Genomic DNA, 26,730 nt, shown 5'->3' with positions numbered 1-26,730 from the left:
CACGGCCGCGGTTCGTGACCTTGCAGGCGCGCTGACACTCCAAAGTCAGAACGTCGCCGCACTGCCTGACACCCAGGCGCCCACGGTCCGAATCACCCAGCCCACCTCAGAAGATACCGTGGTGGCCGGCATGCCTTTCACGGTTCGTGTCCAGACCCGTGACGAGGTGGCGGTCCAACGGGTCGAGCTGCTGGTGGATGGCGTCCTGAGAGGAGCGCGAGAGGGCCGGGTATCCTCGGAGGTCGACTTCCCACTCTCCATTCCGGCTCCGACGTCAGGCATCCCCGTCATGCTCACGGCCATTGCCGTGGACCCGGCAGGCAATGCGTCCGTGTCGCAGCCGGTCTACCTGGAGGTTCATGACGACAGCGCGCCCCAGGTCGCCCTGGATCGGCTCTGGTATGACCTCCCGGGAAGTGGTCAGCACTTCGTCTCCGCCACGGAGCTGCGCAGTGGCTACGTCCGGCTGCTTCAGGGCGTACAGCATTCGGTGGTGGTGCGCGCGAAGGATGACGTCGGGCTGACGCACATGCAGGTGGAGTACGCAGGGACGGAGCTGATTTCCGAGGACCTCCCTCAGGTCCCAAGGGAATTCAGCCTCACCGTCAAGCTCACGCCACCGGTCGAAGCCAACGGAGCACCGTCGGTGCTGCATGTCACGGTGACCGACACTCTTGGCGCTCAGCAGTCGCTGAGGTTGGTTGTCGAGGGGCAGAAGCCGCAGGCGCCAGCGCTGGCCATTGCGAGTCCCACCCCCGGCGCAACCCTGACCGAGGGGAGCATCGGCATGGTGCTGTCGTCGGTGGCCGCCGATGACACGGGCGTGGCCAAGGTCGAGTATTTCGTCAACGGTCGACTGGCGCTGATCGTATCCCGTATCGAAGCGAGGGCCATCAGCGCGGGGGCAGCAGATGGGACGCCGAACAGTTTGCCCCAGGCTCATGACCCGGCGCTCAGGGACGCCATCAAGCATTTGCCGCCGTCGTTCCAGGCGGACCTGTCACGGGTCAAGGAGTTCCGGGGCAGCATCCTGATTCCCCCGGGATTCGTGACATTGGATCCCACGCGTGAGCGCACTGAGATCACCATCAGGGCGGTGGCCACGGATCTGGAAGGCCATGACACCTGGACGGAGCAAGTCGCCCAGGTCGTTCCTGATCAGGTGCATCCCTCCGCCATCATTCTCCGGCCTTCGCTCGGACAGGACCTGGTGGAGGGAAGCGCGGTCATCGTTGAGGCGGTCGGCGTCGACAACGTCTTCATCGAGGAGCTCGAAATCCTCGTGGGTCCCACGTTGGGTCAGCTTCGTGTCATCCGGAGCGCCGGTGGTTTCTCCACCGACTCGGGAGGCGAGAGGGACGGCTACTCATACTCCAGCCCGGTGGTGCGTGCTGAGTTCACCGTGCCTCGGTTGAACGAACTGGGGGCGGGGGACTCCGCTCCGTACCTGATCGCGGTTCGCGTTAGGGACTCCGCCGGTAAAGACAATGAGAACGAGCTCGCACTCCAGTTGGTCGATGTCGTCCGAGATCGTGCGCCTGCGGTGTCGCTGCTCTCTCCGGTGGATGGCAGTCCGGTCGTGGAGCACAGCACCATCCCGGTGACGGTCTCCGCCGAGGACGATGTGGCGGTCACCAGCGTCGCGCTGCGGGTCAATGGCGTGATGCTGGATCTGGTGCTGCGGGCACCGCCCTACGTGTTCATGGTTCCTGTTCCGGAGGGTGTCGAAGCCGTTGAGCTCCAGGCGGTGGCTCGGGACTCGTTCGACCACGAAGTCCGGAGCCAGGTGGTGCGCCTCCCGGTGGTCGAGGATCAGCCGCCGACTGTTGCCATCGCTGAGCCGCGAACAGGCGTCACGCTCACCGAGGGCAGGGACTTCGCCTTCGTGGTGGCCGCCCAGGACGATGTGGAGATTGTGTCAGTCGAGGCCAGCGTGGAAGGGGGGCTCAGCGGGCCGCTTCATTTCGCTGCCACAGCCGCGCCATTCCGCTTCCGCGTTCCACTTCCTCCTGGCTCAGCGGAGCGGACGCTGACGCTTCGCGCCACTGCGCGAGATTCGACGGGAAAGGAGGCCCGCGCGCCAGTCGTCCAGGTGGCTGTCCAGGCGGATACGACACCTCCTGAAGTTTCATTCCTCCGGCCCGCCGACAACTCGGAGATGACGGCCGGCCAGGTCCTTCGTGTCGAGGCCCATGCGGACGACAACGTCGGGGTCGTGCGTGTGGATTTCGAAGTGGATGGCATGCCGCACGTCACCATGCCCGCTCCACCCTTTGCCTTCTCGTATCGCGTCCCGCCGGAGCGGGTGGAGACCGAGCTTGAGTTCAAGGCGATCGCGACGGATACGTCCGGCAAAACGAAGAGTGCCACGGTGACGGTGGGGGTGGTGAAGGACGACCTCCCAGAGGTCGAGCTCAAGCCGATTGCTCAGATGATATCCGGTCGTCCCACGGCGCTGGTCGCAACAGCTTCGGACGATATCGCGGTCGCCAGCGTGAGGTTCTTCATGACGCGCCCTGGCGAGACCGAGGTGGAGATCGGCCGGCGAAACCAGCTTCCGTTCGAGTTCATCTACACGCCTGAGCGCATCACCGGGAACGCGCCACTTCCGACGCTGGTGTTCCGCGCGTGTGCCGTCGACGTGGCGGGGCAGGAGGGCTGCAGCAGCCCGGTCTCAGCGACTGTCCAGAAGGATCAGCCCCCCACGGTGACTGTCACCTCGCCACCGGCGGGCAGTGCAATCTTCGAGAGCGCCTCCGTGCGCCTGGAGGCGGATGCCCGAGACATCGAGGGAGCAGTGAAGGCCGTCCACTTCTTCGTGGACGGGCGGAATGTGGCCACCTCGACGGCACCAGCCGGAATCTCCGGCAAGCCCACCCTCTTCGCCGCAACGTTCCATCCCGAGTTGGGGAGCGGCAATCGAACGCTGGTCCTGACGGCGGTCGCCGTCGACTCCGCGGACCAGGAAACGCAATCCGAGCCTGTGCTGTTGGGCACCGTGAGGGACACCGTCCCGCCCGAAGTCGATCTCGTCGAGCCTCCCGGCCACGACGTGGTAACGGAGGGGACTTCCATCACGCTGTCTGCGGGGGCATCGGACAACGCCCGGGTCGCCCGAGTGGAGTTCCTGCTGAATGGCAGCGTCATCGACTCGACGACGGAGTCGGTCGTTGGGCCCGCGAACAGGCCACTGTACAGCGTGGAGTGGCCGATCCCCACGGACCACCGTGTTGGCGACATGTTGGAGTTCCGCGCAGCCGCGGTGGATCCGACTGGCAACCGGGGAGTGTCCAGCAGCGAGGAAGTGGAGATCGGCATGCGTCCGAACTTCTTCTTCGATGCGTTCAATCAGCAGGGCGAACAGTCTTTCCTGAGGGCAGGCCCTGACCAGCGCCTGTTGCTCGGCTCGATTCGTGACGGGGGCCACCAGGTGGCCCTGGTCCAGGTAGGTGAGGGGACCGCGACGACGTTGGGGTTGGCCATGGTGGATGGCCCTCCGAGAGCCGCGGCGCTGAAGGGGAACATCGCGGTGGTGGCGACCGGACGTTCGGGAACGACATCGACGGGACAGCATCCGCCGCAGCTGACGCTGATTGATATGACCGGTGTACCAGAGGTGCTCGCCCGGCGGCTGGGCTCGGTCGATCTTCCTGGCGAGAACATCCATGGCCTGGCCGTGTCCGGGCAACTCGCGTTCGTGGCCAACGGCGCGAACGGCGTCGCCGTGGTCGACATCGCGGATCCTGACTCGCCGGTACGGCTGAATTCGAGGAGCACCGTTGGCCCTGCGATGGACGTCGCGGTGCACGGCGACTTGTTGCTCGTGGCGGGTGGGCCCTCGGGGCTGCGAGTGCATCACCTGCAGGACCCCAGCTTCAAGGAAGCGGGCTTCATCGGGCTGCCTGGAGAGGCCGTTCGCGTGGTGGCGCAGGGGGCTCGGGCATACGTCGCGTGCAAGGACCCATCGGCGACCCTGGCGATTGTCGATCTCTCGAATCCCAGCGCACCGCTGCTTCAGGCACTTCTGACTCACCGTTCGGAGCGCCAGTCCCTCGTCGCGACAGGGCTGTCCGACGTCGCCGTGAGTGGGAACCTGGCGGTGGTAGCGGCCTCCCTGGTGGATGGCAAGGGCCAGCCGGTGAAGGGACTGATGTCGGTGTCCGCGCTGCAGCCGAATGGCACGCTTGAGAGCCCTCCCCTCAAGGCCAACCTGCCGCGCGCCAGCAGTGTGGCGATCACCTCGGGCATCCCCGTGGCCACCTACGGTGCGGCAAGAGGGGCGGCCTTCGCGCCATTCCGTCTCGTTGTCACCGGCATGCAGCCGCAGGACGGCGCGTCCCAGGTTGGCGTGGAGGCGCCGGTGGCCATCGAGTTCTCCACGCCCCTGGCCCCTGCATTCGTGACGGAGCAGTCCGTGATGCTCCGTGAAGGCGACGCCACGCTGGGGCGGTTGATTGATGCGGAAATCGAGGTGACCGCGAGGACGGTGACCCTGACGCCGCGGAAGCCCCTGACCGTGTCGGCTCAGTACTTCGTCACGGTGACGGAAGAGGTCAAGAACCTCAGCGGAGTCCCGTTGGAGGCGCCGTACATCGCGAGCTTCAGGACGCGAGGCACGGTCAACGAACTCCCTGTCGTGTCGAGTCTGTCTCCAGCCGCAGGTCCGCTAGACGGCGGTACGGAAGTGACGATTCGCGGCGACCATTTCGCGCAGGGCGCCCGGGTGTACTTCGCGGGCACCGAAGCGCGAGTGGTCACAGTGTCACAGGACCACAAGCAGCTCACCGTCATCACGCCTCCTGGTGTCGAAGGGCATGCGGTGGTGACGGCCCTCAATCCGGATGGTGGCGAAGCGTCACTCGTGGGCGGCTTCGTCTATCTGCCGATGCTGCAGGTGTCGCTGGTGGCCCCCGCTTCGGGCCCAGTGACGGGCGGAACGCAGGTCGAGGTATCAGGCGCGGGCTTCCACCGGGGCGCGACGGTCACCTTCAATGGAACCGAAGCGACGGAAGTCAGGGTCGTTGCGCCTGGGCGGCTGGTCGCGGTTACGCCCGAGGGCTCCTTCGGCCCCGCGGATGTGGTGGTGACCAATCCGGACGGTCAGCGCGCGTTCTCGGCAGGGGCCTTCCTCTACAGCCGACTTGCAGTTTCCAGGCGTGTTGGCCGTCACGATCCCCAGTCTCACGGCGAGAGCCAGCCGACTGGCGTATTGGCGCAAGGAACCCCGCTGGCCGTTGCGCTCCAGGACAAGACGGCGTGGGTGTTGTCGGGGGCGCGGGTCTACACTGCGGCGAAGAGTCTCACCGAGCTCTACTCCAAGAGCGCTCCGGGCGCTCTGGGGGCCGTGGATGTCACGTCGCCCGAGAACGCCTGGGCCATGGGCGGTGCGTCCATCCGGCTTCCTTTCGCTCCTGTGGCCCTGGCGGTGCGTGGTTCGCGCGCATTCGTCGTGGCCAATGGGACGTCCTTCGAGCATGTGGACGTCGCTGGAGAAGGAGAGGGCGCGCTGTTCGTCTTCGACCTGAGCAACAAGAGCTCGCCCACGTACGTCGGTGAGGTGACCTTCCCCGGAACGGCGCAGGCAATTGCCTTGGTCGGTGATCTGGCGCTCATCGCGGCGGGTAGCGCGGGTTTGCAGGTGCTGTCCATCGCGAACCCGGATCGCCCGTTGCTGCTTGGTGCGAAGCAGAACTTCCTGATGGCGGGAGTCTCCGGCCCCGTGGCCGTGGAGAAGGTCGCGGCTTCCGGGAGCCATGCGCTGCTTCATGCAACGCGGGGCACGCTGGCGAGCACGCTGATCGTCGACCTCGCCACTTCGTCGTTCTCGGTCGTGGGAGAGTTGTCCGGAAGCTTTGGGGAGATGGACATTCGTGGGCCTCAGGCACTTTCTGCGTCACGGTCGTTGCGTACCGTCTCGCTCGTGCCGTCGTCCCGGCCCTATGTGCAGGCGGTGGTGCCATCGCTCATGCGCTCGGGCCTCTTCGTCGGCGGTGCGGTGCAGCCGCACGTGATGGCCGCCATCACCTCGCCCATCAGTCCCGTGGGCAGTCCCGCATCGCTTCAGCTCGTGGAGGCCTCCAACATGGCGGCGCCGCAGAGCATCGACGCGCTCGACCTGTACCCCGCGACGAACCTCTCCGACGTGGACATCGATGGAGACGTCGCGGTCGCGACCATTTCGGCGACCCACCAGGGGGCCGCGCAGGACGGACTGGCCGTGGTGAGACTACCGTTCCCGGTGGTTGTCGCCAGCAGCCCACGAAATGGCGAGGAGCATGTCCGGCCGACTGAGTCCGTGCGACTCACCTTCAATGTCCCCATCTCTTTGGGGGACGAAGGTGACAGCTCGGTTCGCCTGTCTGAGCTCAACGGTTCTTCCGAGGGGCTAGACGTCACGGGAGCCGTGGGCGTCTCCGGCAATACGCTGACGGTGATGCCCAGCAGCAACGAGCTGGGGTTGAACACGCGCTATCGCCTGACCATTCAAGGCGTCCGTGAGGCCACCGGAGAAGATGCCGGCAGTGGTGCGGTGATGCCGGGCACTTATGTTCTTGAATTCACGACGGCAGGGGCACGTGACGCAGTCCAGATGACCATCACCCGCCTCTCGGTCCGGGAGGGACCTGTCGGCGGTGGCACGGAGATGAAGATCGAGGGCAGCGGGTTCACTCAGGGCCTCACGGTGGCCTTCAATGGGCGCCCGGCGGACAACCCCGATATTTCCGAGGATGGAACGGAGATTTCGTTGCTCACACCGCGCGGCGCCGAGGGGGCTGCGACCCTGGAGCTGAAGAGCACGGCGGGACATTCGACGGTGCTACCGGGCGCATTCCTCTACACACGCGAGCTCATGCTCACGAGCCTGGCGCCCGCGCGGGGCCCCACGTCGGGCGGCACGCGGGTCATCATCGAGGGGCACGGCTTCTCGGTGACCGGGCACGTCACCGTCCGCTTCAATGGCGTGGAGGCGCAGCGCGTTCGCGTCCTGGGACTCAACAGGCTCGAGGCCTACACGCCGAACGGTGTCGCGGGGCCCGCGCATGTCACCGTGCAGAACCCGGACGGCGAATCCAGCACGCTTCCGGCTGCCTTTACCTACGATGCGCCCACGGGGGCCTCGGTCGCGCTCGAGGGCACCCTTCGGGACGCGGTGGTGATTGGCTCCTATGCCTATGTGGTGGGGAGCCACGGCTTGCATGTCGTGGATATGTCGGGCGTGTATACCCCTGGCTCGCAGACGGGGCAGAGCGCTCCCATTCCCATTCCCCCCGATCGCCAGGCCGAAGTCGTGGACGAGGACGGTATCGTCGGCGATGACCGGATCGTGGGGACCGCAAGCGGTGGTGACCTGTGGGCGGTGTCGTATCCAGACACGGGGGGCGACAGGCTCTTTGCCAGTGGCGTGGCGACACGGGACGACGAAAAGGGCATCGTCGTGGGCGGGATCTACGAGTTCGACATCTCCGATCCAGCGAAGCCGCAGCTCATAAGCGAGCGGACCATTCCGGACGCTGGGGTGTATGACGTGGATGCGCGCGGAGACCGGTTGCTGGCTGCGGCCGCCAGCGCGGGCTTCCACACCTTCGATATCTCGCATGAGCCATTCCCCATTCGAGATTTCGCGTCGGACCCCGGTGCGCAAGCCGTGGCGCTGGAGGCCGGGCTGGCGGTGGCGGGCGTTGGAACACGAACGTCATCGGGCGAGGTGGCCGGCGGAAGCCTGCGGACGCTCTCGGTGGAAGGGCCGTTGACGGTCCAGGGAATGCTGGACGTCAACGTCCAACGCGTGCGGCTCCGGGGCACGCTCGCCGCCGTGGCCGCGGGCCATGATGGATTGGTGTTGGTGGACGTGAGCGACCCGTGCAACCCGCAGCAGCTTGGCGAGATCGATGTTGGCGGGTTTGCCAATGACGTACGTCTGGTGGGGAGCCTTGCCTACGTGTCGGCTGGCGCCGCGGGAGTAGCGGTCGTGGACGTGACTGCTCCGAGATCGCCGCAGCTCTTGCACCACGTCACGGGGGCACACGCGGGCAGCACCTTTGCCGCCACGGTGACGCCAGGTGGCCGGGTGGTGAGCCTGCGCCAGCGTGCAGTTGGAGGCGGCTGGTCGCTGGACTTCGGCCCTGGAACCGAACTGTCCGTCGTGAGCGCCAGTGTATCGCCCGGGCAGGTGGTTCCATTGAACCTCAGCTCGATCACCGTGACGTTGTCCACCGTGGTGAACGCCGACACGGTTGAGTCCGCGTTCCAGCTCACCGCAGGTGGCATGTTGGTCGAGGGGGACCTGGAAGCGGGCAACGTGGAGGAGGGGCGGAGTACCATCGTCTTCCGGCTCACCGAGCCGCTTCCGGCCAACGCGCCCATGCACCTGAGGCTGTCGGAAGCGCTGGAAAACACGGCCGGCAAGCCGCTCGTTGCCCCATTCGAGGTCGAGTTCTGGAGCGCGTTGGCCGAGGGCGGTTCCCCCCGGATAGCGCAGATGTTGCCCCGCGTGGGGCCCGTCTCGGGAGGCGGTACCAGCGAACTCCTGGGCTTCGAATTCGATACCTCGACCCAGGTGTCCATTGGCGGGAAGCCCGCGGACGTTTTGACCCGCTCGTCGACACGCCTCACCGTGAAGGTCCCGCCTGGCGAGCCAGGACTGGCGGACGTGGTGGTCTGGAACCAGTCCTCGGGACTGAGCGCGCGCCGTGCGGGTGGCTACCTGTACACGCTCCCGCTCTCCATCCGGAGCGCCACCCCGCAGTTCCTGAACCCCCGGGGTGGAAGCACGGTGGACATCACGGGTGAGGGCTTCCTGCCTGCCTGGGCTCACGCCCTGGGCTCCACCCAGGTTCGGGTCCGTGGCATTCCTGCGACCCAGGTCCAGGTGCTTTCATTGACGCGGATGCGCGCCGTTGCGGGCCCGGGTTCGTTCGGTGATGCCCCTATCGTGGTCGTTGGCCCGGATGGCATCGAGCGAAGCACGGCGCCGGATCGTGTGGGCTACGGCCTGCCTTTCCTCGGCGAGGAGCAGGCGCTCTCGGTCAGGCCTGGGGCGCTCTCGCGCAGCCCGCTGTCACCGTTCTACATCTACGCCGCGGCGGGTTCGTCGGTCAGTGGCAACCGATTCGAACAGGAGTACCAGGGCATTCTCACGGGCGGTGGCCTGGTGCCGCAGTCCTACCGAATGGCCTCGTTTGACGTTCAGCTCGCCACGCGGCCCAGGGCAGCAGGGGCGCAGGTCGTGGATCCTCCCGACGCGCTGGTTGACAGGCTGGTCGCCGTGCTGCAGCGCCGGCTGCCAAGCGGCACGCCATTGCCGGATGTCGAGCTGATGCCAGACTCGCTGGACGTGGCGATTTCGGGCGACACGCTCTATGTCGCCAATGGCCAGAGTGGTTTGTCGGTCATGGACGGGCGGGGCACGTCGGAGCAGCCCGACGGGTCGCTCGAAAGCCTGAAGCTCCTGGGGCGCGCGAAGCTGGGCTCTTCTGATGAAGGCCTGTTGGCCTCTCGTGTGGTCCCGACTCCCGTGGGAGCGTGGGTGCTCGCGAACGGATTGAAGGTGGACCCGGCTCTTCCACCGTCCAGCTTCTGTACCCCCATTCAGCCGCTGATTGGCGCGAAGGGTGCTCTGAGCCTGATTGACGCTCGGAATCCCGCCGATCCGTTGGTGGTGTCCCATATCGCCGGCGGAGAGGACTTCCAGCCGTTCGGTGCCACGATGAAGGATGGGCGGCTCTACGTGGTCACCGGCGAGCACCAGGGCGTCCAGTACGTGAAGTGTGACCCTGCGCAGCCGATGCCGCCGGCGCCATACCAGTCGCTCGATTACGGCCAACGCACGGCTTACAAGAATCGTGACGCGCTACCCACGAACCATCGCCTCTTCATCTACGGTTCCGCGGGGGCGGATGCCCAGGTCGTCGGGTCGATTGCGCTCGACGGCAACCTCACGGACGTCGTCGTTCATGATGGCGTGGCCATCGTCGCCTCGGCCGAATACGGACTCACGTTCGTGGACGTGACGGTTCCTGAGGCATTGAAGGTCATCAAGCGGATCAACTTCGATTCGCACCTCTCGAACAACCCGGGCCAGCCGCAGCGCCTGCGGCTCGTGGGCGACGTGCTGTTCGTCTCCGCCAGTGAAGGCGGCGTCGTCCTCGTGGACGTGTCGAAACGAGAAGATCCTGTCCTGCTGAGCGGCGGAAACAGTGAGTTTGCGCTCGATGTGTTGCCGGTCGGAGACCGGCTCATGCTCGCGGGCAAGAGCCGGCTGACGGAGCTGGAAACGCCGTTCATGCTCGTGACGGGCTACAGCCCGGCACGCGGGGCGACGGTGCCACCCAGCGTTCCGCAGCTCGTGGTTCAGATGAACCGTCCGATCGCGGCATCCCGTGTGACGAGCGACTCGGTCCGCCTGCTGGGCCCCGATGGCGTCTCAATCCCCCTGGACCTGGCGATCAGGGACAATCCAGGACAGCTCGACTACGCCATCGTCGCGACCCTCGGTGCGGCGCTGGCGCCCGAGAGCGAGTACCGACTGGAAGTCGACACCACTGTCACGGATCAGCGCGGAGGTGCGCTGCTGGTCCCGCTGCGGACCCACTTCCGGACGGGCAAGGCGAACGCTCGACAGCCCATCTTCGCCGCTGTCTCGGCTGTCTCGCCGACCACTGTCTCGACTTCGGGGGGGCAAGAGGTTGTCGTGCGCGGCAGCGGGCTCGCTGGCGTGAGCACCGTGAAGCTCTCGTCGAACCTCCAGGCGTCGATTACCTCTCGTTCTGAGACGGAGCTGCGTTTCACGCTCCCTGCGCTGAATGCGGGCCCCATCGACCTGTGGGTCATCGATGAGGGGCTGCCGCAGGCGTATCTGCCGGCGGGCCTGCTCGCGCTGGAGCCGTTCGCCGGGCCGGCGGCCATCAGCCCGGACCATGGGCCCGTGGAGGGGAAGACGCGCGTCCGGGTGTCGATGCCGGTTCGCGCCGTGGCGCCAGGGACCACCGTCCGAGTGGGGAATGAGCTCGCTGTCGATGTGGACGTTCTGAACCTTTCGTCGCTCGAGTTCACGACGCCAGCGGCGACCGGGGCCGGTATCGCGATGATCGAGCTGGTGCCGCCGTGCGACGAGGGATCGGCCGCTCCGTGCCCGGAGCCGGTCGCGGTGGGCGCTTTCTCCTACGATTTGCCGATCGGCGTGAGCATGGCCCTTCCGGGCTTCCCTCCGCGCACGGCATCGGACATCAAGCTGGTCGGAGACAAGCTGTATGTCGGTGTCTCCACCCCGGGGCAGGCCGGTCTTGAGATCTTTGATGTGCGCCTGGCGGAGCGGCCTCTCCGACTGGGAGGGCTGTCCACGCAGTCTCCGGTTCGGGGGCTCGATGTGGATGGGGCTCTGGCTTTGCTGGCGAACGACCTGGCCGGCCTGGCCGTGGTGGACGTGACGCACCCAGAGACGCCGGTCCTCATGCGACAGGTGAGCACGGGGAGCGCGGCCCCTGGAGCGGGACGGGCCACCGCGGTGCGCATCGAGGGCACGCAAGCGTTCGTCACGACCGTGGATTCGACGGTGGCGACAGGGAACGTACAGGTGTTCGATGTCAGCTCTCCCGTGCTGCCCGTGCTTGAGACGGTGCCGCTGGATGCGGATGCCTTGGCCCTGGACCTCGGTCCGGGACGCCTGTTCGCGCTGACCTCGAACATCGTCGAGACGCAGGGAGATGGGCTCTTCCTGTCCGTCTACGACCGTCAGGGCGCTCGCCTGGGCGGCATTGCTGTTGACACCGCCATCAGCTCCTACGAGGCGCTGGTGAGAAGCCGGCTGGTCGTTCGTGCGGACCGCGCCTATGTGACGGTAGGAAGCCGCCTGTACGTGTTCAACCTCTCGAACTTGGCGGACATCGAGCTGCTCCAGGACTCTGAGGTGGGTGCGGGGCTGGCCGGCATGGGGTGGGCAGCTGGCACACTCTTCGTCGCCACGAGCGGCCCCAACACGGTGCAGGTCGTTCCTCCGAACGAGCTGCTCGCGGTCGGAATGACGCCAGTGCCCGGTGGCCAGGCCATGCCGGGCACGCACGTGAAGGTGGACTTCACGCTGCCAGTGCTGAAGGCGTCCATCACCTCGGAGACCGCGACCGTGACGGTGGCCCGCGCGGGCCAGATCCTCACTGCCGCCGGAGAGTGGCACGTCGAATACGCGGTGAGGGGCTCATCCGTCATCTTCACGCCGAGCGCGCCGTTTACCCCCGGCGACGAAGTCACGGTCGTGCTGGATGGCCTGGACTCCTTCGATCAGTTGCCTCAAGCCGCCGCATTCGTTGGGACCTTCGAGGTCGTGGACGGCAACGCGTTGCAGCCGACCCTCAAGACATTGGAGCCTGCCTCCGGACGCGCCGACGAGGAGACCCTGGTCGAGATCGAAGGAAGTGGCTTCCGCCAGGGCACCATCACCAGCCCAGGCACCATCGTCCTCGTGGGTGGACAGGTTGCCTCGAGAAACGTGAATGCAGCCGGAACGTCCATGACCGTGACGGTTCCTGCCGCCCCCAAGGTCAACGGCATCCACGCCGCCGGCCCAGCGGCTGTGGAGGTCATCGACCCGAGCGGTCTCCGCGCACTGCGCTTGGGTGGCTTCGTGTATCGAGAGCCGCTGGAGTTGCTCAGTCTCTCTCCGACACGTTCCGCGCAGCAGGGAGGTACCCGGGTCCGGTTGCAGGGCAGGGGATTCGCGCCCGGGATGCAGGTGTCCTTCGGGGGGACGTACGCCTTCGATGTCCGCGTCCTGAGCAGCCAGTCTGCGGAAGTCGTTGCGCCGCCACATGCCGCTGGCTTGGTGGATGTGATTGCGCACGTGGGCTCCGATGAGTCCCCGCTGACGGGCGCGTTCCTCTACGGAGCGGGGGCTGTAGCGCGGCTGTCCACGGCCCCAATCCGCGACGTGGTCGTCGAATCCGGCGTGGCTTATGCGGCCTTGGGGGCCATCGTCGATATCCACGACGTGAACGGGGGCCCGCCGCTGCAAGCGAACCGGAAGACGTCCAACGGCGGACTGCTCGTGGCCAACCTGAGCGACCCGACGCACGTCACCGTCATCAGCGAGCTCGACTTCCCTGGAGCTGGTGGCAGTCGACGAGTGCTGAAGCGCGGAGGGACCGTTTACGTCGCCGCAGGGGAAGGGGGCGTCCGTAGCGTAGACGTTTCGACGCCCGGCGACATCGAAGATCCGGTCCCACCGCTCGAGGTCAGCGGCGCTGCGTCGGACATCGCGCTGGGCGACTCACTCCTCTTCGTCGGTGACGCGGAGGGTGTGAAGGTGTTCGATCTGGGCAATGGCAGCCAGCGGCCACTGCGTGTCGGAAGCCGTGCCATCCCAGGCGGCGTGAGTGCCCTGGCCCTGTATGGCCCGAACCTGCTGGTGTCGAGCGCCGCTTCTGGAGCTCCGTCGCTCTATGTCCTGGATGCCCGGACGGGCGATCTGAGCACCCGGGGGACGGTCGCGCTCTCGGCTCCTGCGGTGCACATCACGGTGGAAGGGACACGTGCCTTCCTTTCGCTCGGGAAGGCGAAGCAAGTCGCCATCTACCAGTTGCTGGACGTCCAGAATCCCGCGACCGCAGGCACCTTGATGGTGGAAGGGGTGGTTGGCGGTTGGGCATCCGCTGAGCAGACGCACGTCGCGGGAGGCGTTGCGTATGTGGCCGCGGGGGGCGGCAAGGTGTTGCGCTTCTCCGTGCGCGAAGGGCAGGCCCCCACGCAGCTGGGCCGTGCCACGGTGGTCGGCGATGCACGGACTCTGTCGTTCATGGGCCGCTATCTGCTGGTTGGCACGCTCGTGCTCGACAGGAACGGCACGCCCGTCGAATTGCCTGTCAGCGACCCAGTCGATGCCGGGCTGCCGCTCGCAGGTGCCCTGGCGTCGGTGGAGCTCGACACGCTCGACATCCGGGGAACGCATCCGCGAGATGGCGACATCGTGGCGCCAGGGGACGTTGCGCAGGTGCTGCTGACCGCGCTGCCCGATGCGTCGAGCGTGGGCGAAGTAAAGCTGGTGCGGCGGGATTCCGGAGAGGAGGTCCCCGTCGCGCGGCAGGCACTATCGGACGCCCAGGGCGGACAGGTGGTGTTGACGCCGTACGCTCCGTTGGCCCGGGATACGGCCTACGAGCTTCAGATCGGCGCCGGTTTGAAGGACCTCCGAGGCGCGACGCTGGGCACCCAGGGACGGGTCCGCTTCAGGACCAGCCGGGATGCCGTGCAGGAACGCCCCGAAATTGCTTCCGTGTCGCCCGGCTATGGGTTGGCTTCCGGTGGGAATGAGGCGGAGGTACTCGGGAGCGGTTTCCTGAGCGGCTGTACCGTCACGATTGGGGGCGTGCAGGCTCCCGTGCAGGAACTGGCGGCGGACGGTCGCAGGATTCGCGTGTTGGTACCCGCTGGGAAGGCAGGGGCCGCGGCGGTCGAGGTCACCAATCCGGGCGGCTTGTCTCACCTGCGTCTGGGGGCGTACCGGTATCTGGCGGCGCCGACCGTGGCTGACGTGCAGCCACGGCACGCCGCGTACAACAGCCGTTCGGTGGTCAAGCTGACCGGCGAGGGGCTCTTCCCGGGCTCACTGGTTCACTTCGACGCCAAGCCCGCGCGTTCCGTGACGATGGACGACACGGGGGCATTGCTCGTCGAGGTCCCGGACCAGGTGATCGGGCGTGTCGCCCTGACAGTGCAGACGCCCGGAGCACCTCCCCAGCAGGCGACGTTGCCGGGAGGATTCACCTTCACCCTGGCTGAGCGTTCGCACCTCGACAACATGGGGCCCGTGCTGGTTCGACGGGGACACCGTGTCTTCGCTGCGCGGGATGGGTGGCTCTCCGTCGTTGACTTCTCCGTGGCGGGAAGCCCGGAGCCTATGGGCGATGCGGTTCACGGGGTTAATGACCCCGTGGACATGGCCATTCATGGTGAGGACCTGTTCCTGGCTGGCCGCCGCGAGATTGTTCGCTACAGCGTCTCGGACGTGGTGTGCAGCCCCGCTCCCAAGGCGCCCTGCAGTCCGGTGGAGCAGGAGCGGCTGCCCTTTGCTCCCGCGTCCGGCTTTGAGTTGACGGCCGTCGCGGCGGGCGGCGCGGGCGCCTATGTCGCAATCGCAGACGGGAACGAGCTGGCGCTCATGGCTCCGGTGGACGGGGCGTACGTGACCGTTGCCCGAACCTTCCTTGGCAGCGGCAAGGTCATCGACTTGGATGTGGTGGACGGCGCCTTGCTCCTGCTGATCCAGGACGGAAGCGATTCCCGCCTGGAAGTGCGCAGCACGGAAGGTAGTTCGCTTCCGTTGATTGACGACATCCCTGGTCTCGGAAGCTCCATGGGGGCGATGACACGCGAGGGCTCCCGGGTCGTGGTTTCGGCGGGGACCCAGTTGCACCTGATTGATGTCACGAGCGTGGATGCGCCTCAGATATTGGCTTCCGCCGTGGATCCGAACGGCGGGCTCTCCAAGACCCTCGCGCTGAGCGGCCCATGGCTGATCGCCGCCAATGGGAACCGGGTCTCCTGGCTGGACACCACGCAGGGCCTGGTGGAGCGCACGTTCGCGAGCACTCCGGGCACGGTTTCCGGCGCGGCTATCCTCAATGGCGTCGCCGTCGTGAGCGCCAGCGGCTCGTTGCGGGTTCTTGAATTGCCGTACCCCACGGTTGACACGCTGTCTCCGTTGCCCGGCGCGCCCATCGCTCGGAACGGGAGCGCTTCCGTCACGTTGCCCTCGGAGCTGCCTGGATCGGTGGCCGCGGCGTCTTCGCTGCAGCTGTGGGACGGTGCGCTGCCAGTCGGCGGAAATGCCGGACACAGCGGGTCGTCGCTCAGCTTCGTCCCAACGGGCGAGCTCGACCTCGGGAAAACCTACGTGGCTCGGCTGACCCTGGAGCCGATGCCGTTGGTGACGGGAGGCCACCTGTTGGGCGCGTGGGACTACGTCCTCCGAGCAGGAGGTGCGCCCACATCGCTCCGCGTGGATGACGTGGAGCCCGCCACCGGCCCGATGGCGGGCGGCATTCAGGTCACGGTGTCCGGCGTTGGATTTGATGAAGGGACCACGGTGCAGATTGGCGGCGTCGAGGCCACGCGCGTCGGGGATGCGCAAGATGGCGTCCTGACGGTGGTGCTCCCTTCATCCGCGGCGCCAGGGCCGGCGCTGGTCCGAGTGATGGGGGGCAACGGGGCCAGCGCCGTAGCGGCTTCACCCTTCGTGTATGTCGCGCCGATGAGCTTCGTGGACGTGAGCCCGCGCGCGGTAGACGTAGAGGGTGGCTGGGTCCACATCTCCGGTACGGGGTTCCACCGCGGCCTCGAGGTTCGGTTCGATGGCAGTCGCGCAGTGACTGAAGACAACTTGGCCACCAGCGTGCGGGCCTTCGTGCCCAAGGGAGACATCCGTCACCTTGCGCTCACGCTGTCTCAACCCGGTGCCGAGCCGCTCCAAATTCCGAAGGCCGTGTACCGAGGGGACGTGCGTGCGCCAGAGGTGGAGCGTGTCGATCCGATGGCGATGGTCGGCTCCCAGAACGTGCCGCTGGCGTCCGTATTCGAGGTCCGGTTCGACGAGCCGTTGTCCACCGAGAGTGGAAGCCTTCTGCAACTGCGGCTGAACGCATCGGATATCGCCATTCCTGGCGTGTCCCAGTTGCTGGCCGATGGTCGGACGCTGCGCTTCACGCCGACAGCGAACCTCGCCTCGACAACCTGGTACGCCCTGACCGCCACGGGGGTGACGGACGCAGTGGGCAATGTCGCGAGTCCCTTCCGACAAAACTTCCGTACGGTGGATACCACGAAGCCTACGCTCCAGCTCCAGCGGGCAGGTGGTACGGTCGTGCTGGAGAGGGACTCGTTCGCGGCGGGCGTCTTCTGGTCGTTCCACGTTGCCGCCACGGATGACAGTAGGCAGTCGGTCACGACGACTTTCAGCGTGAACGGCACGCCCGTGCCTAGTGCGTCCAATGGGGCCTACGTGTACAGGTGGCCTCTGGACGAGGTGGGCACCCGTCAGCTCCTGACTGCGACCGCGACGGATTCGAGCGGGAACATCAGTGCTCCTGTGGAGGTGGTGATTCATGTCGTCGAGGATTCCCCGCCAGAAGTCAGGATCCAGCAGCCGGTCGCGGACGTGACGCGGGAGGAGGGCGGTTCGGAGCCCGTGGTGGTGACTGCGTTGGACAACGCCGTGGTCACGGCGGTCGAACTCCACGTGGATGGCATCCCGTGGGCGAAGCTGGATGGCCTCACCCAAGCGAGCGCAGCTTTGACGCGCGATATCCCGCTGGCCCGCATCAAGGGCTCGGCGGCGAGCGAACAGCGCGTGCTCACAGCGTATGCTACCGACAACAAGGGGCAGGTCACCGCGTCTGCGCCCCGAGTCATCACGGTGACACGAGATGCCGTGCCGCCGTCGGTCCAGCTTCGAACGCCTGTCGCGGGTGGCAAGGTGGCAGGGGGCGCGAGTCTGGCCATTGAGGCCCTTGCCTCCGACTCGAATGGAATCGCCGAGGTCGAGTTCTTCGTCGATGACGCCTCGGTGGGGCTGGTTCGTAATACTCCGTGGCGTGTCACATGGCAGGCGCCGGTCGTTTCCAGCGCCCAGACTCATTTGGTTCGCGTCGTTGCACGTGATTTCCGGGAGAATGAGGCCGACGCTTCTGCTTCGTTCACGGTGGAGCCGTCGCCGGTTCGGCCGTTCGCACAGGTGACTTCGCCTGACGCCGGGACCCAGCTGCAGGAGGGCAGGCCTTTCGGCGTGACGGTGAAGGCGGTCTCCGTCGCCTCCGTGGCGTCCGTTCGAATTACGGCAGGCAGTGAGGAGCACGTGCTGACCCAGGCTCCCTGGGTGACAGAATTCCGGGCGCCCGTGCTCGATGGCGGAACGGCGCCGCTGGAGCTCACCGCACAGGTCACGGACGTGGCGGGGGCGTCGAGCCTTGTGTCCCGCGTCATGGTGTCCGTCGTTGACGACGGTCAGTCGGAAGTCAACGTCGCACTGGCTCAGGAGCCGGATGGGCCGTTGCTGTTGGGCGGCTCGATGTTGACGCTGGCGGGGGAAACCGACGCTGGCGTTCTCCCAGAGCTGTCCGTGAGTGTGGCGGACACCACGGTTCACGTGCAGAGAGTGGCGGGAATCCCAGTGGGTGAAGCGCGGCTGCCGGAGGAGCCCGAGGGCGCCCCAGTCATCACCCGTGCATCGCTCCAGGCGCCAGGAGGCGCGTCCAGTGTCGCCGAGCGGCAGGGCTCTCTGGCTGTGCTGTCCATGGGAGAGACCGATGCCGTAGAGGATGCCCTGGACTTCATGGAGCCCGTCGCCCTGGTCTCACGTGGCGATTCGGTCCTGGTCGTCCGGTCGGATGGTGGGGGAGGTGGCGCACTGGAGCTGAGGTCGCGTCAGTCCGGCACACGAGTGGCTTCCCGGAGCTTCACTGGGACACCTGTGGGAGCCGTGTTCGCGGGCAACGAGGTCGTGGTCGCCATTCGCAAGCGGGGCGCCGGAGCGCTGGAGCGATTCTCACTGCCAGGGCTCGAACACCAACCCCTGGAATCGACACCGCTCGTTCGCGCTCCGACAGCGTTGGACGGTGCGCGAAACTGGCTGGCGGTCGCGACCGACCAGGGGGTTGAGCTGCGCCACGTTGACGGAGCACTGGCGAGCCGGATCCTCATGCGGCCGGTGCTCGCGCTGTCCGCCGAAGGCTCGCGGCTCTTTGCCATGACGGCCACGGAGTTGGTGGCGGTGGATGTCACTGCTGCGCATGCGCATCGCGAGCTCGCGCGTTTGCCGTTGGACGGTGCTCCCTACAAGGCCGTCGCGGCGCTCGGAAACGGCGGGGTCTGCGTGGCGGGTACCGAGGTGCGTTGTTTCGCAGTCGCAGAGACAGGGGGGGCGCAAGCCGAGTGGCTGGCGCGAGGAAGCGTCTCGCTGGGTGCCGAAGCGCTGAACGCCTTGGCTTTTGGCGAGTTGTTGTCGGTGGGAACTCCTTCAGGCGCTCGCGTCCTGGACGTGCGTGAGACGGTCATGGGAGCAGGCCTCTACCCGGCGGTGAAGGGGCTTGCGGCGCTGGTGCCTGGCGCCCTGGTAGGGGGGACCTCGCAAGGACTGTCCCACCTGGCGGTGATTCGTGGCCCGATGACACCTCGGGTGGCCTTCCAGCTGCCGGCAACGGCACGCCAGGGAGCGCGCGTCACAGTCGACGCGTCGGTGTCCGACGATGCAATTCCCCTCAACGGGTTCACGGCGGAACTCTCTGTCAACGGCGTCGTCGTGGAGACCCGGGACACGTCGTTGCCGCAGTGGATCGACATGCCATCCACGGGCGACTCGGCCACAGTGGAACTGGCGGTGCGGGATCTTGCGGGACGTCAGGTGGTGCTCAAGCGCGAGGTGACGCTGACTGAGCCTGGCCCGGCAGACGGACCAGCGCTGGCTGACGTGCGCCTGCCCGCGGAAGTGCCGGAGGGCGCCTACTTCCCCATCGTCGCCCTGCCGGAGGCTCCAGCGCAGGTGGCGCAGGTGGAGGTGACGCTCGCTGGCGGCGCTCCCATCATCCTGACGGCGCCGCGGCTTGCGGGCGAGCTCCGCGCCCCCATGGTTTCAGCAGGAGCGCCAACGTCCGTACAGGTGACGTTCGTCGCTCTGGATGTGCAGGGGCGACGCGGCGCGCCTTTGACACGCACGCTGTTGGTGCACGACGACCCGGGGGCATCGATCCCCGTGGTGAGCGTGCTGCGGCGCGCGCAGGGTGATACGACCCCCATTTACGAAGGGACCTTCGTCACGATTGAGGCTGCCGTCGAGGGGGGAACCGGTGGCGAGATCATCGTCCTGAGTGTTGATGGATTGGAGGCTGGGCGCGCCAAGGGCGCACAGCTACTGATGCCTGTGCGTACCCCATTGGGTGATGGCGCCAGGACCGTGACTGTGACTGCAGTGGCGAGAGATGCAGCCGGGCGCGAGTCAGCCCCAGCGACCTTGGCGCTCGTTGTCGTCGATGATTTGACTCCGCCCGTCCTGACGTCCATCAAGACGGACCCTGAGGGAGAGTTCATTGCCGCAGGCAGCGAGCTGATTGCCAGCGTCGAGGCCGCAGATGGGGTCGCATTGGAGCGCGTCTCCATCGAGCTGTCGATCGATGAGGTACGCCAGGCCGGGGGAGGGAAGGAGCTCCGGTATGAAATCCCCGAGAATGCTGCTCCTGGAACGTTGCTGAGCCTGACTGCAATTGCAGAAGATGCGGCTGGGAATATCTCGACAGTTTCGGCGACCCGGACGGTAACAGGGGGCGCGCGACCACACGAGGTAGCAAGCGTCTCGCTCGATGGCGCTTCCCAAATCATCCGACGTGGGGACCTGGTCTACGTTACAACCTCGATAGGACTCTGGATCGGTCAGGTGAGCGGGAACGTACACGCTCCTACGGTCACGCAATTGGCTTCATTTCCGACGCCCGTGCCCCCTGTGGGACTGGCGGTACTTGATCAGCTATCGGCGCTTGCTCTTGAAGGCCATGGCCTGTGGTTCGTCGATGTCAGTGTTCCGTCGACTCCCCGATTGGTGTCTCGGTTGCCGGGGATGTACAACAGCGTGGCCTCGTCAAAGATTTTCTACGCGACGCGTAACCAGTCCAACTGGACGTATCGCTTCGAAGAGATTGATGTTGGCGATCCGGCCTCTCCAGCACGCTCCGAATGGGGGAACTCAAGCGGGCCGAGTCGAGTTTTGGAGGCCCTCGCGGAGGGCCCTATCGTCACACACAGTGCGTCACAGGTGGTCGTACCTATTGTGAATGACTTGGGTGAAGTGCACTCGCGAATCATTGATGTTCCGAACGAGCAGATTCGCGCTGTGGCACGGGATGGGGATCTGATCGTCGTCGGAACGGAACAATCACTTCATGCTTGGGTAAGGGTCGATGCGAATCACGTCCACGCAAAAGCACGGGTTCTTTCGCTGACCTCGGGCGTGCGTTCGCTCAAGGTTATTCGTGGCGTGGCCTACATCGCTTGTGATGACGGCTGGTTGAGAATGGTGGACTACCGCGAGCCGAGTGACCCGCGCGTGGTCTCTCGAATCAAGCTTGACGTGCTCGATCTGCAGCTGAGCGGCGGTCTTTTGTTCGCCGTAGGCCCGTCCGGCCTTCAGGTACTGCGACTCCCAGCGCCGACCTCGGGACAGCCTACGGGCGCTGTGCCAGTCCAGCACGTTGCGTTCGGGCTCGCACCCTTCAGGGGCGGCGTCGTTGTTGCGAACGGGGCATCGGGTGTTCAATACATTGACGTTGCAGGTGGGGCGGAACCGTCTCTTCGCGGAACTGCTTTGTCTGGCGCGAATATCCATCAGGTCGAAAGCCTCGGTCGTAACGTCTTTGCCCTTGATGACAAATCGCTGAGGATCGCTGAAACAAGCGCGTCGATTGGAGGTCAGCTTCAGTGGCTCACGAGCAGGTCGGGAGCGCTCCAGCAAGCGCTTGGCCCTGTGGATCGATTCTCGGTTGCGCTTGACCGGATCTGGGCAATTTCCTCGTCGGGCACCTTGAGATCGGTCAACTGGCCTGCTGTGACGGGCAGCCAGACTTTGGCGTTTGGGCGCTCGGTGCTCGACGTCACGGGTGACGAGTCGCGGGCGCTCGTGGCCATGGGCACCAATGGAGTTGCCGTGGTGGAGGTCGCTCCGTCAGGGCAGTTGATCCAGACGGCGGTGCTTCCCGTATCGGCATCCTTCGTTGCACTTGACGGACACTTGGCTTTGGCCGGCAGCGAGAAGTCGGTCTCCATCTTCGAACTGCGCGATGGAGACTCGCCAGAGCTCGTGGGAACCCTGTCTACGCTGGGGGACGTGCAGCGGATTCGCCTTGAAGGACGGCTGGCACTGATCAGCGAAGGCGCCGCAGGCGTCGAAGTGTGGCATTTGCCAGAAGGGGGACCGGCGGAACGGGTTGCGCATCTTGCAGAGACAAATGCGCAGGATGCAGTTCTTGCGTCTGGCCGGATAGTGGTTGCAGACAGTACGGTCGGAGTTTCGGGAAGTGTCCGTACATACACTCCTCCAGACGCCGTAACGCCTTCGGTTCGAATCCACACGCCCAAGGGCTTCATGGCGCTAGAAGCTGGAAGTGAATTCAACCTCCATGCTCTCGCGCGCGGTGTCAGAGTAGATGCCGCTGAATTGCTTGTGGATGGGCGACCGGTGGCGGCCATTGACGAGATGAGCCTGAGCGGGGCTTGGATGGTGGATCCGCGCTCTAGTGCCGGACAGTCTCACTTTGTGCAGGTTCGTGTTCGCGACGCGGGCGGCACGATCGCCACTTCGCCTCCAGTAGAGATCTCCGTTCAGCCACCCTCCACGGAGTTGCCTACGCTCCGCGTGACCGTCCCTTCCAGTGGCGCCGACATCTACTCAGGAGCTGTTGTCAGTGTCTCCGCAGAAAAGGGAGGGGGATTGCCTCCCTTCAGGGTCACGGCTCGGCTTGGGGCGACCTATCTTGGCCAGCTTCATTCGGTCCCGGGAGACGCGTCGAAGTTTGAAGGCGCGTTCCAAGCGCCGATCTTCGATACATCCGAGAGCATTCCTCTGACCGTGGTCATGACGGAGGGCGGGGGACGAATGGTCGAAGCGTCGGTTCCGGTCGACGTATTCAGAGATATTCAGCCTCCCGGGATGCCAAGCGGCCTACCGGCACAAGTGCGAGCGGGACCATTTGTCAATCAACTGGTGCTGAAAGGTACTGATGATGGGATTCTGTGGCTCGAACTCGAGCAGGACGGGAAGCTGATCGCCGTTTCGCCGCAAGTCAGAAGCAGCGTTACGTTCAACCATTCCCTTCTCCTGCCTGAGGAGGCGGTAGGGCAGTCCTTGTCATTGGTGCTGACTGCCGTGGACCTGGCAGGGCGCCGAACGAGCGTCTCTCAAAGTTATACCGTCCTTCCGGATGGGACGGCGCCAGCAGTGACGTTCGCAGCGTCGAGCCCACCCACATCTGCGAGCGAAGGCACGGTTGTTACCGTCACAGCGACGGCGAATGATGCCGATCGAGACGTGTCAAACGTTCGAATCTTTGCGGACGGTGTCGAAATTGGGTCTTCGAACTCCACCTCGCTCTCCGTTAGTTATACGCTGCCCCGCCTGAGTGAGCGGCCCTCGGTTCATTTCCGGGCTGTTGCCACAGATTCGCGGGGCCGAACGGGCTCGGACGAACGCACGACAGTCCTGGCGGCCAACCCGCTTCCTGTAATCGATGCCTGGATACTCCCAATCAGTCCGATTCAGAGGGAGACTGTCCGCGCGTGCGTGCAGGCAACCGACAACGTCGGAGTCGTCACGCTCACCGCCACCGCCGATGACGTACCTCTGGAGGAACGTGTCTCGTGCGGCGAACGGTGCCAGAGGCGCTGTGCGAACGTGACGCTTGGGGCATCCGCAACGCAGCTGTTGGTCACTGCGACTGCTACCGACAGTCTGGGTGCAGTCGTACATTTCTCTCGAACGTACTCGGTAGGCGCCAATCGGCCGCCTGCCGTTACGCTCAATCCGATCACCTACATGCTGGTCGGCGAAGAGAGAGAATTCATTGGATACGTCGTCGACGAGCGAACCCCGCTCGCGTGGGCAGAGTTCCGCGTGAATGGCATTGCTCTCGGAGAGCGATTCATCGCCCCAGCGACGTCAGCGAATCTTCGTCGAAGGTTCACGCCTATCGCCGGTGGAGTCGCACGCATCTCGCTCGTTGCGCAAGACCAGCATGGCCAGGTGACAGAAGTGCATCAGGATGTTCTCGTCCTGGATGCGCGATATCCTGCGGACGTCACCAGCACCATTGCTGCTGATGACATGCGCTTTGAAGGGCAGGACATCATTATTCGAAGTGGTCAAACCATCCGAATCGATGGCGTCCATGCATTCCGGAACCTGTATGTATTGCAGAATGCAGTGGTGACCCATGGTCCCCAAGACGGAGAAGTGCGAAACGTCATGGACCTCACTGTCTCGAATGAGGCGAATATCTATCAAGGAGGCAAGATCGATGTCAGCGGTCGCGGCTATCTCGGGGGCCGGCAGCCTGGAAATTCTGATCGATCTGGCAAAACTCTGGGAAATGAACCGACGGAATTCGATTCGGCTGGAGGGAGCCATGGTGGCTTCGGGAAGGCAATTCCTCGAGCTGACGGCGCAGTGGCTGTCGCAACTTACGGCGATTATCGAAATCCGGCTGAGCTCGGAGCAGGGGGGGCCGGCGGAGAAGCCTCGGACGTTCTCGGAGGGAACGGGGGCGGTCTAATAAGGCTCAAGGCGGCGACGTTGCGCTTGGATGGCGAATTGCTTGCGAATGCGGAAGGTGGAAGCACCCTCAATGCGAGCTATGGCGGCGCCGGCGGCGGGATCCGTGTCGAGGCCGGAGCGCTGACCGGAACGGGCAGCATCAAGGCGAACGGTGCTGGCCGGGCGACGGCTTACGGAGGAGGCGGCGGACGCGTAGCGATCTACTATGACTCCGCCGTGAGTTCATTCGACTGGTCGAAGGTAGAAGCCAAGGGTCAGTACGCCAGCGCGGGGACGGTGTTTTTGAAGGGGACAGCGCAGGAGTATGGCGAACTCATCCTGGCGACCGACGCTGGAGGCCTGCTCCACTTCAATGACCGCGCAAAACCTACGCGGGTTGATGGCGGCATTTTTGATCGCTTCGTTGCGTTTGGGCATGGCGACGTGGAGGTCATGGGGCCGCTCACGACGGATACTCTCGAGATTGAGCGCGGTGTTCGGGCCACCTTCCACGGAGAAGTGACGGGGGCAGTGGCATCGCTTCACGTCGATGGAGCGAGCCAGATGACCTTGCGTCAGCCTTGGGCATTCCAACCCGATATTTCGGTGGAAATAACCGGACAGCTTGCAGTCGTCGGTGGCGCGCCGCTGCGGTTGTCGAGCTTGAAGTTGACAGGAAGTTATCCTGTGCTGAGGCAGGAGCGCAGTTTGGACAACCAGCCGCGGCCGCTAGAAATCGTTGTCAATGGCCACGTCGACTTGGTGGGCGGAGCGAGCATCGATGTTTCGGGGCAGGGCTATTTGGGAGGGGGGCGAGAAGGGAACCCCGATCCATCCGGCCTGACTCATGGCAATGTGCCCTCCGGACGGGTCGGCGCTGCAGGCAGCCATGGCGGATATGGACGGATGACCTACCCGCTCTCTCAGGGCGAGCCCGTTGCTGTCTATGGTGATTACAAAATGCCCTTGACGTTTGGAGCAGGAGGCTCCTTGGGCAACGTCGATGCCGGAGGAAACGGGGGTGGAGTGCTCCATTTGACTGCGGCCTCCATGCGTTTGAACGGCAACCTGTACGCGAACGGTTCGGGCCGTGCTGTCGGTGGCTTTTATGGCGGAGCTGGAGGAAGTGTCCTCGTCAATGTCGGAGCACTGACAGGGTCAGGCATCATTTCGGCAAGAGGCGGCTCCAACTGGGCAGGAGGGGGACGTATCGCTGTTTACTATGACGCCTCTGCATCCTCGTTCTCCTGGAACGGTACCTCTGCGAATGGGGCGGATGAAGGTGGCACGGGAACGGTGTACCTCAAGGCACTCCAGGACGAATACGGCGACATTGTCTTTGACAATGGAACGCGAAAGCCCGACCCGACTCGAGTGAGGCCAACCGAGCTCTTTGGGACCCCAGAAGGGGTACAGACCTTCCGAAACTTCACGGTCAAGGGCGGGGCTTCGGTGTTCACACCTGACGCGTTGGACGTCAGGGGGGCGCTGACTGTGGATATGAATTCCCGACTGCAGTCTCAAAACATCATCCGGCCATGAAACTCATCTCCTACACTCGGGGCGCTCCAGCGCCCCGTTCGCTCAGGCGCACCTCGTCTGCAATTGTCATCTTCTTGACGGTTGCCTCAGCATACGGCTGCCGTGATGCCGATGTGATCGCGGAGGTAGGGCACACCGAACTTCGGCGCTCGGACCTGGTTGAGTTCTCCTCTAGACGCGCCACTGGCGCGGAGGCATTGGATGCCGAGCTCGAGGCGCTTGTCGGGCAGGCTCGCCTGGCTGAGCAAGCTGTTTCTGCCGGGCTTGATCAGCGAGCCGATGTACGTGCGCGGCTTTCGGCAGCTCGCCGCGAAGTTCTGGCGCAAGTATTCCTCCAGGAGGAGCTCCAAGGCGCCACGAGCGAAGCGAACTTGCGTGAGCGCTTTGAGTCCACGAAGGCGTCTTTGGCGCGGAGGCAAGTTCATGTCCGTCAGGTCATCATCAGGATTGCCTCCAATGCGGACGCGGCCGAGCGCCGAAGGGCCATGGACCGCGCAAGCCTCATCTATGCCCGAATCATTGGTGGGGAAGCCTTTGAAGACGTTGCTCGAGAGGTAAGTCAGGACGAGGTCTCCGCGGTGCGTGGAGGCGACCTCGGTATCGTTCGGGAAGGACAGGTTCACGCCTCGTTCTTCGAGGCCGCGGCTGCCTTGAAGAAAGATGAGGTGAGCAAGCCGTTCGAGACGCCCTATGGCATTCATGTGGTCCAGGCGCTTGCGCCCGTAGAAACCGTAATGCCGACGTTCGAAGAGGCGAGGGGACGCGTTGCCGCAGAGGCCCGGCGTGAGGCCGAAAGCCATCTGATGAAGGAGCTGGAGACGAAGATTCCCGTCAAGCGCTTTCCTGCGGCGCTATCGGCGCTCGATGGTGGTACTCACGCGTCAGGAGCTTCGGCCGGGGAAGGGGGACAACAATGA

At 65.2% G+C, this 26,730-nt stretch carries 2 protein-coding genes (1 of these 2 only partly in view); both read left to right on the top strand.

Annotation, left to right across the window (positions count from 1 at the left end):
• Positions 1 to 25,813, top strand: the 3' portion of a protein-coding gene (locus BLU09_RS32255) for an Ig-like domain-containing protein (RefSeq protein WP_090494378.1). It extends 5,249 nt beyond the left edge of the window; 25,813 of the gene's 31,062 nt are visible here — the last part of the coding sequence; its start codon lies beyond the left edge, outside the window; it ends in the stop codon at positions 25,811 to 25,813.
• The gene (locus BLU09_RS32250; RefSeq protein ID WP_090494376.1) at positions 25,810 to 26,730 is read left to right on the top strand and encodes a peptidylprolyl isomerase; all 921 of its coding nucleotides are present in this window, start codon (positions 25,810 to 25,812) and stop codon (positions 26,728 to 26,730) included. Before BLU09_RS32255 ends, BLU09_RS32250 begins: the two co-directional genes overlap by 4 nt.

The sequence above is a fragment of the Myxococcus virescens genome (assembly GCF_900101905.1).
In the GTDB taxonomy this organism is placed as follows: Bacteria; Myxococcota; Myxococcia; order Myxococcales; family Myxococcaceae; genus Myxococcus; species Myxococcus virescens.
Note: the sequence above shows the minus strand (reverse complement) of the source record. Positions and strands in the feature narration are given on the sequence as shown.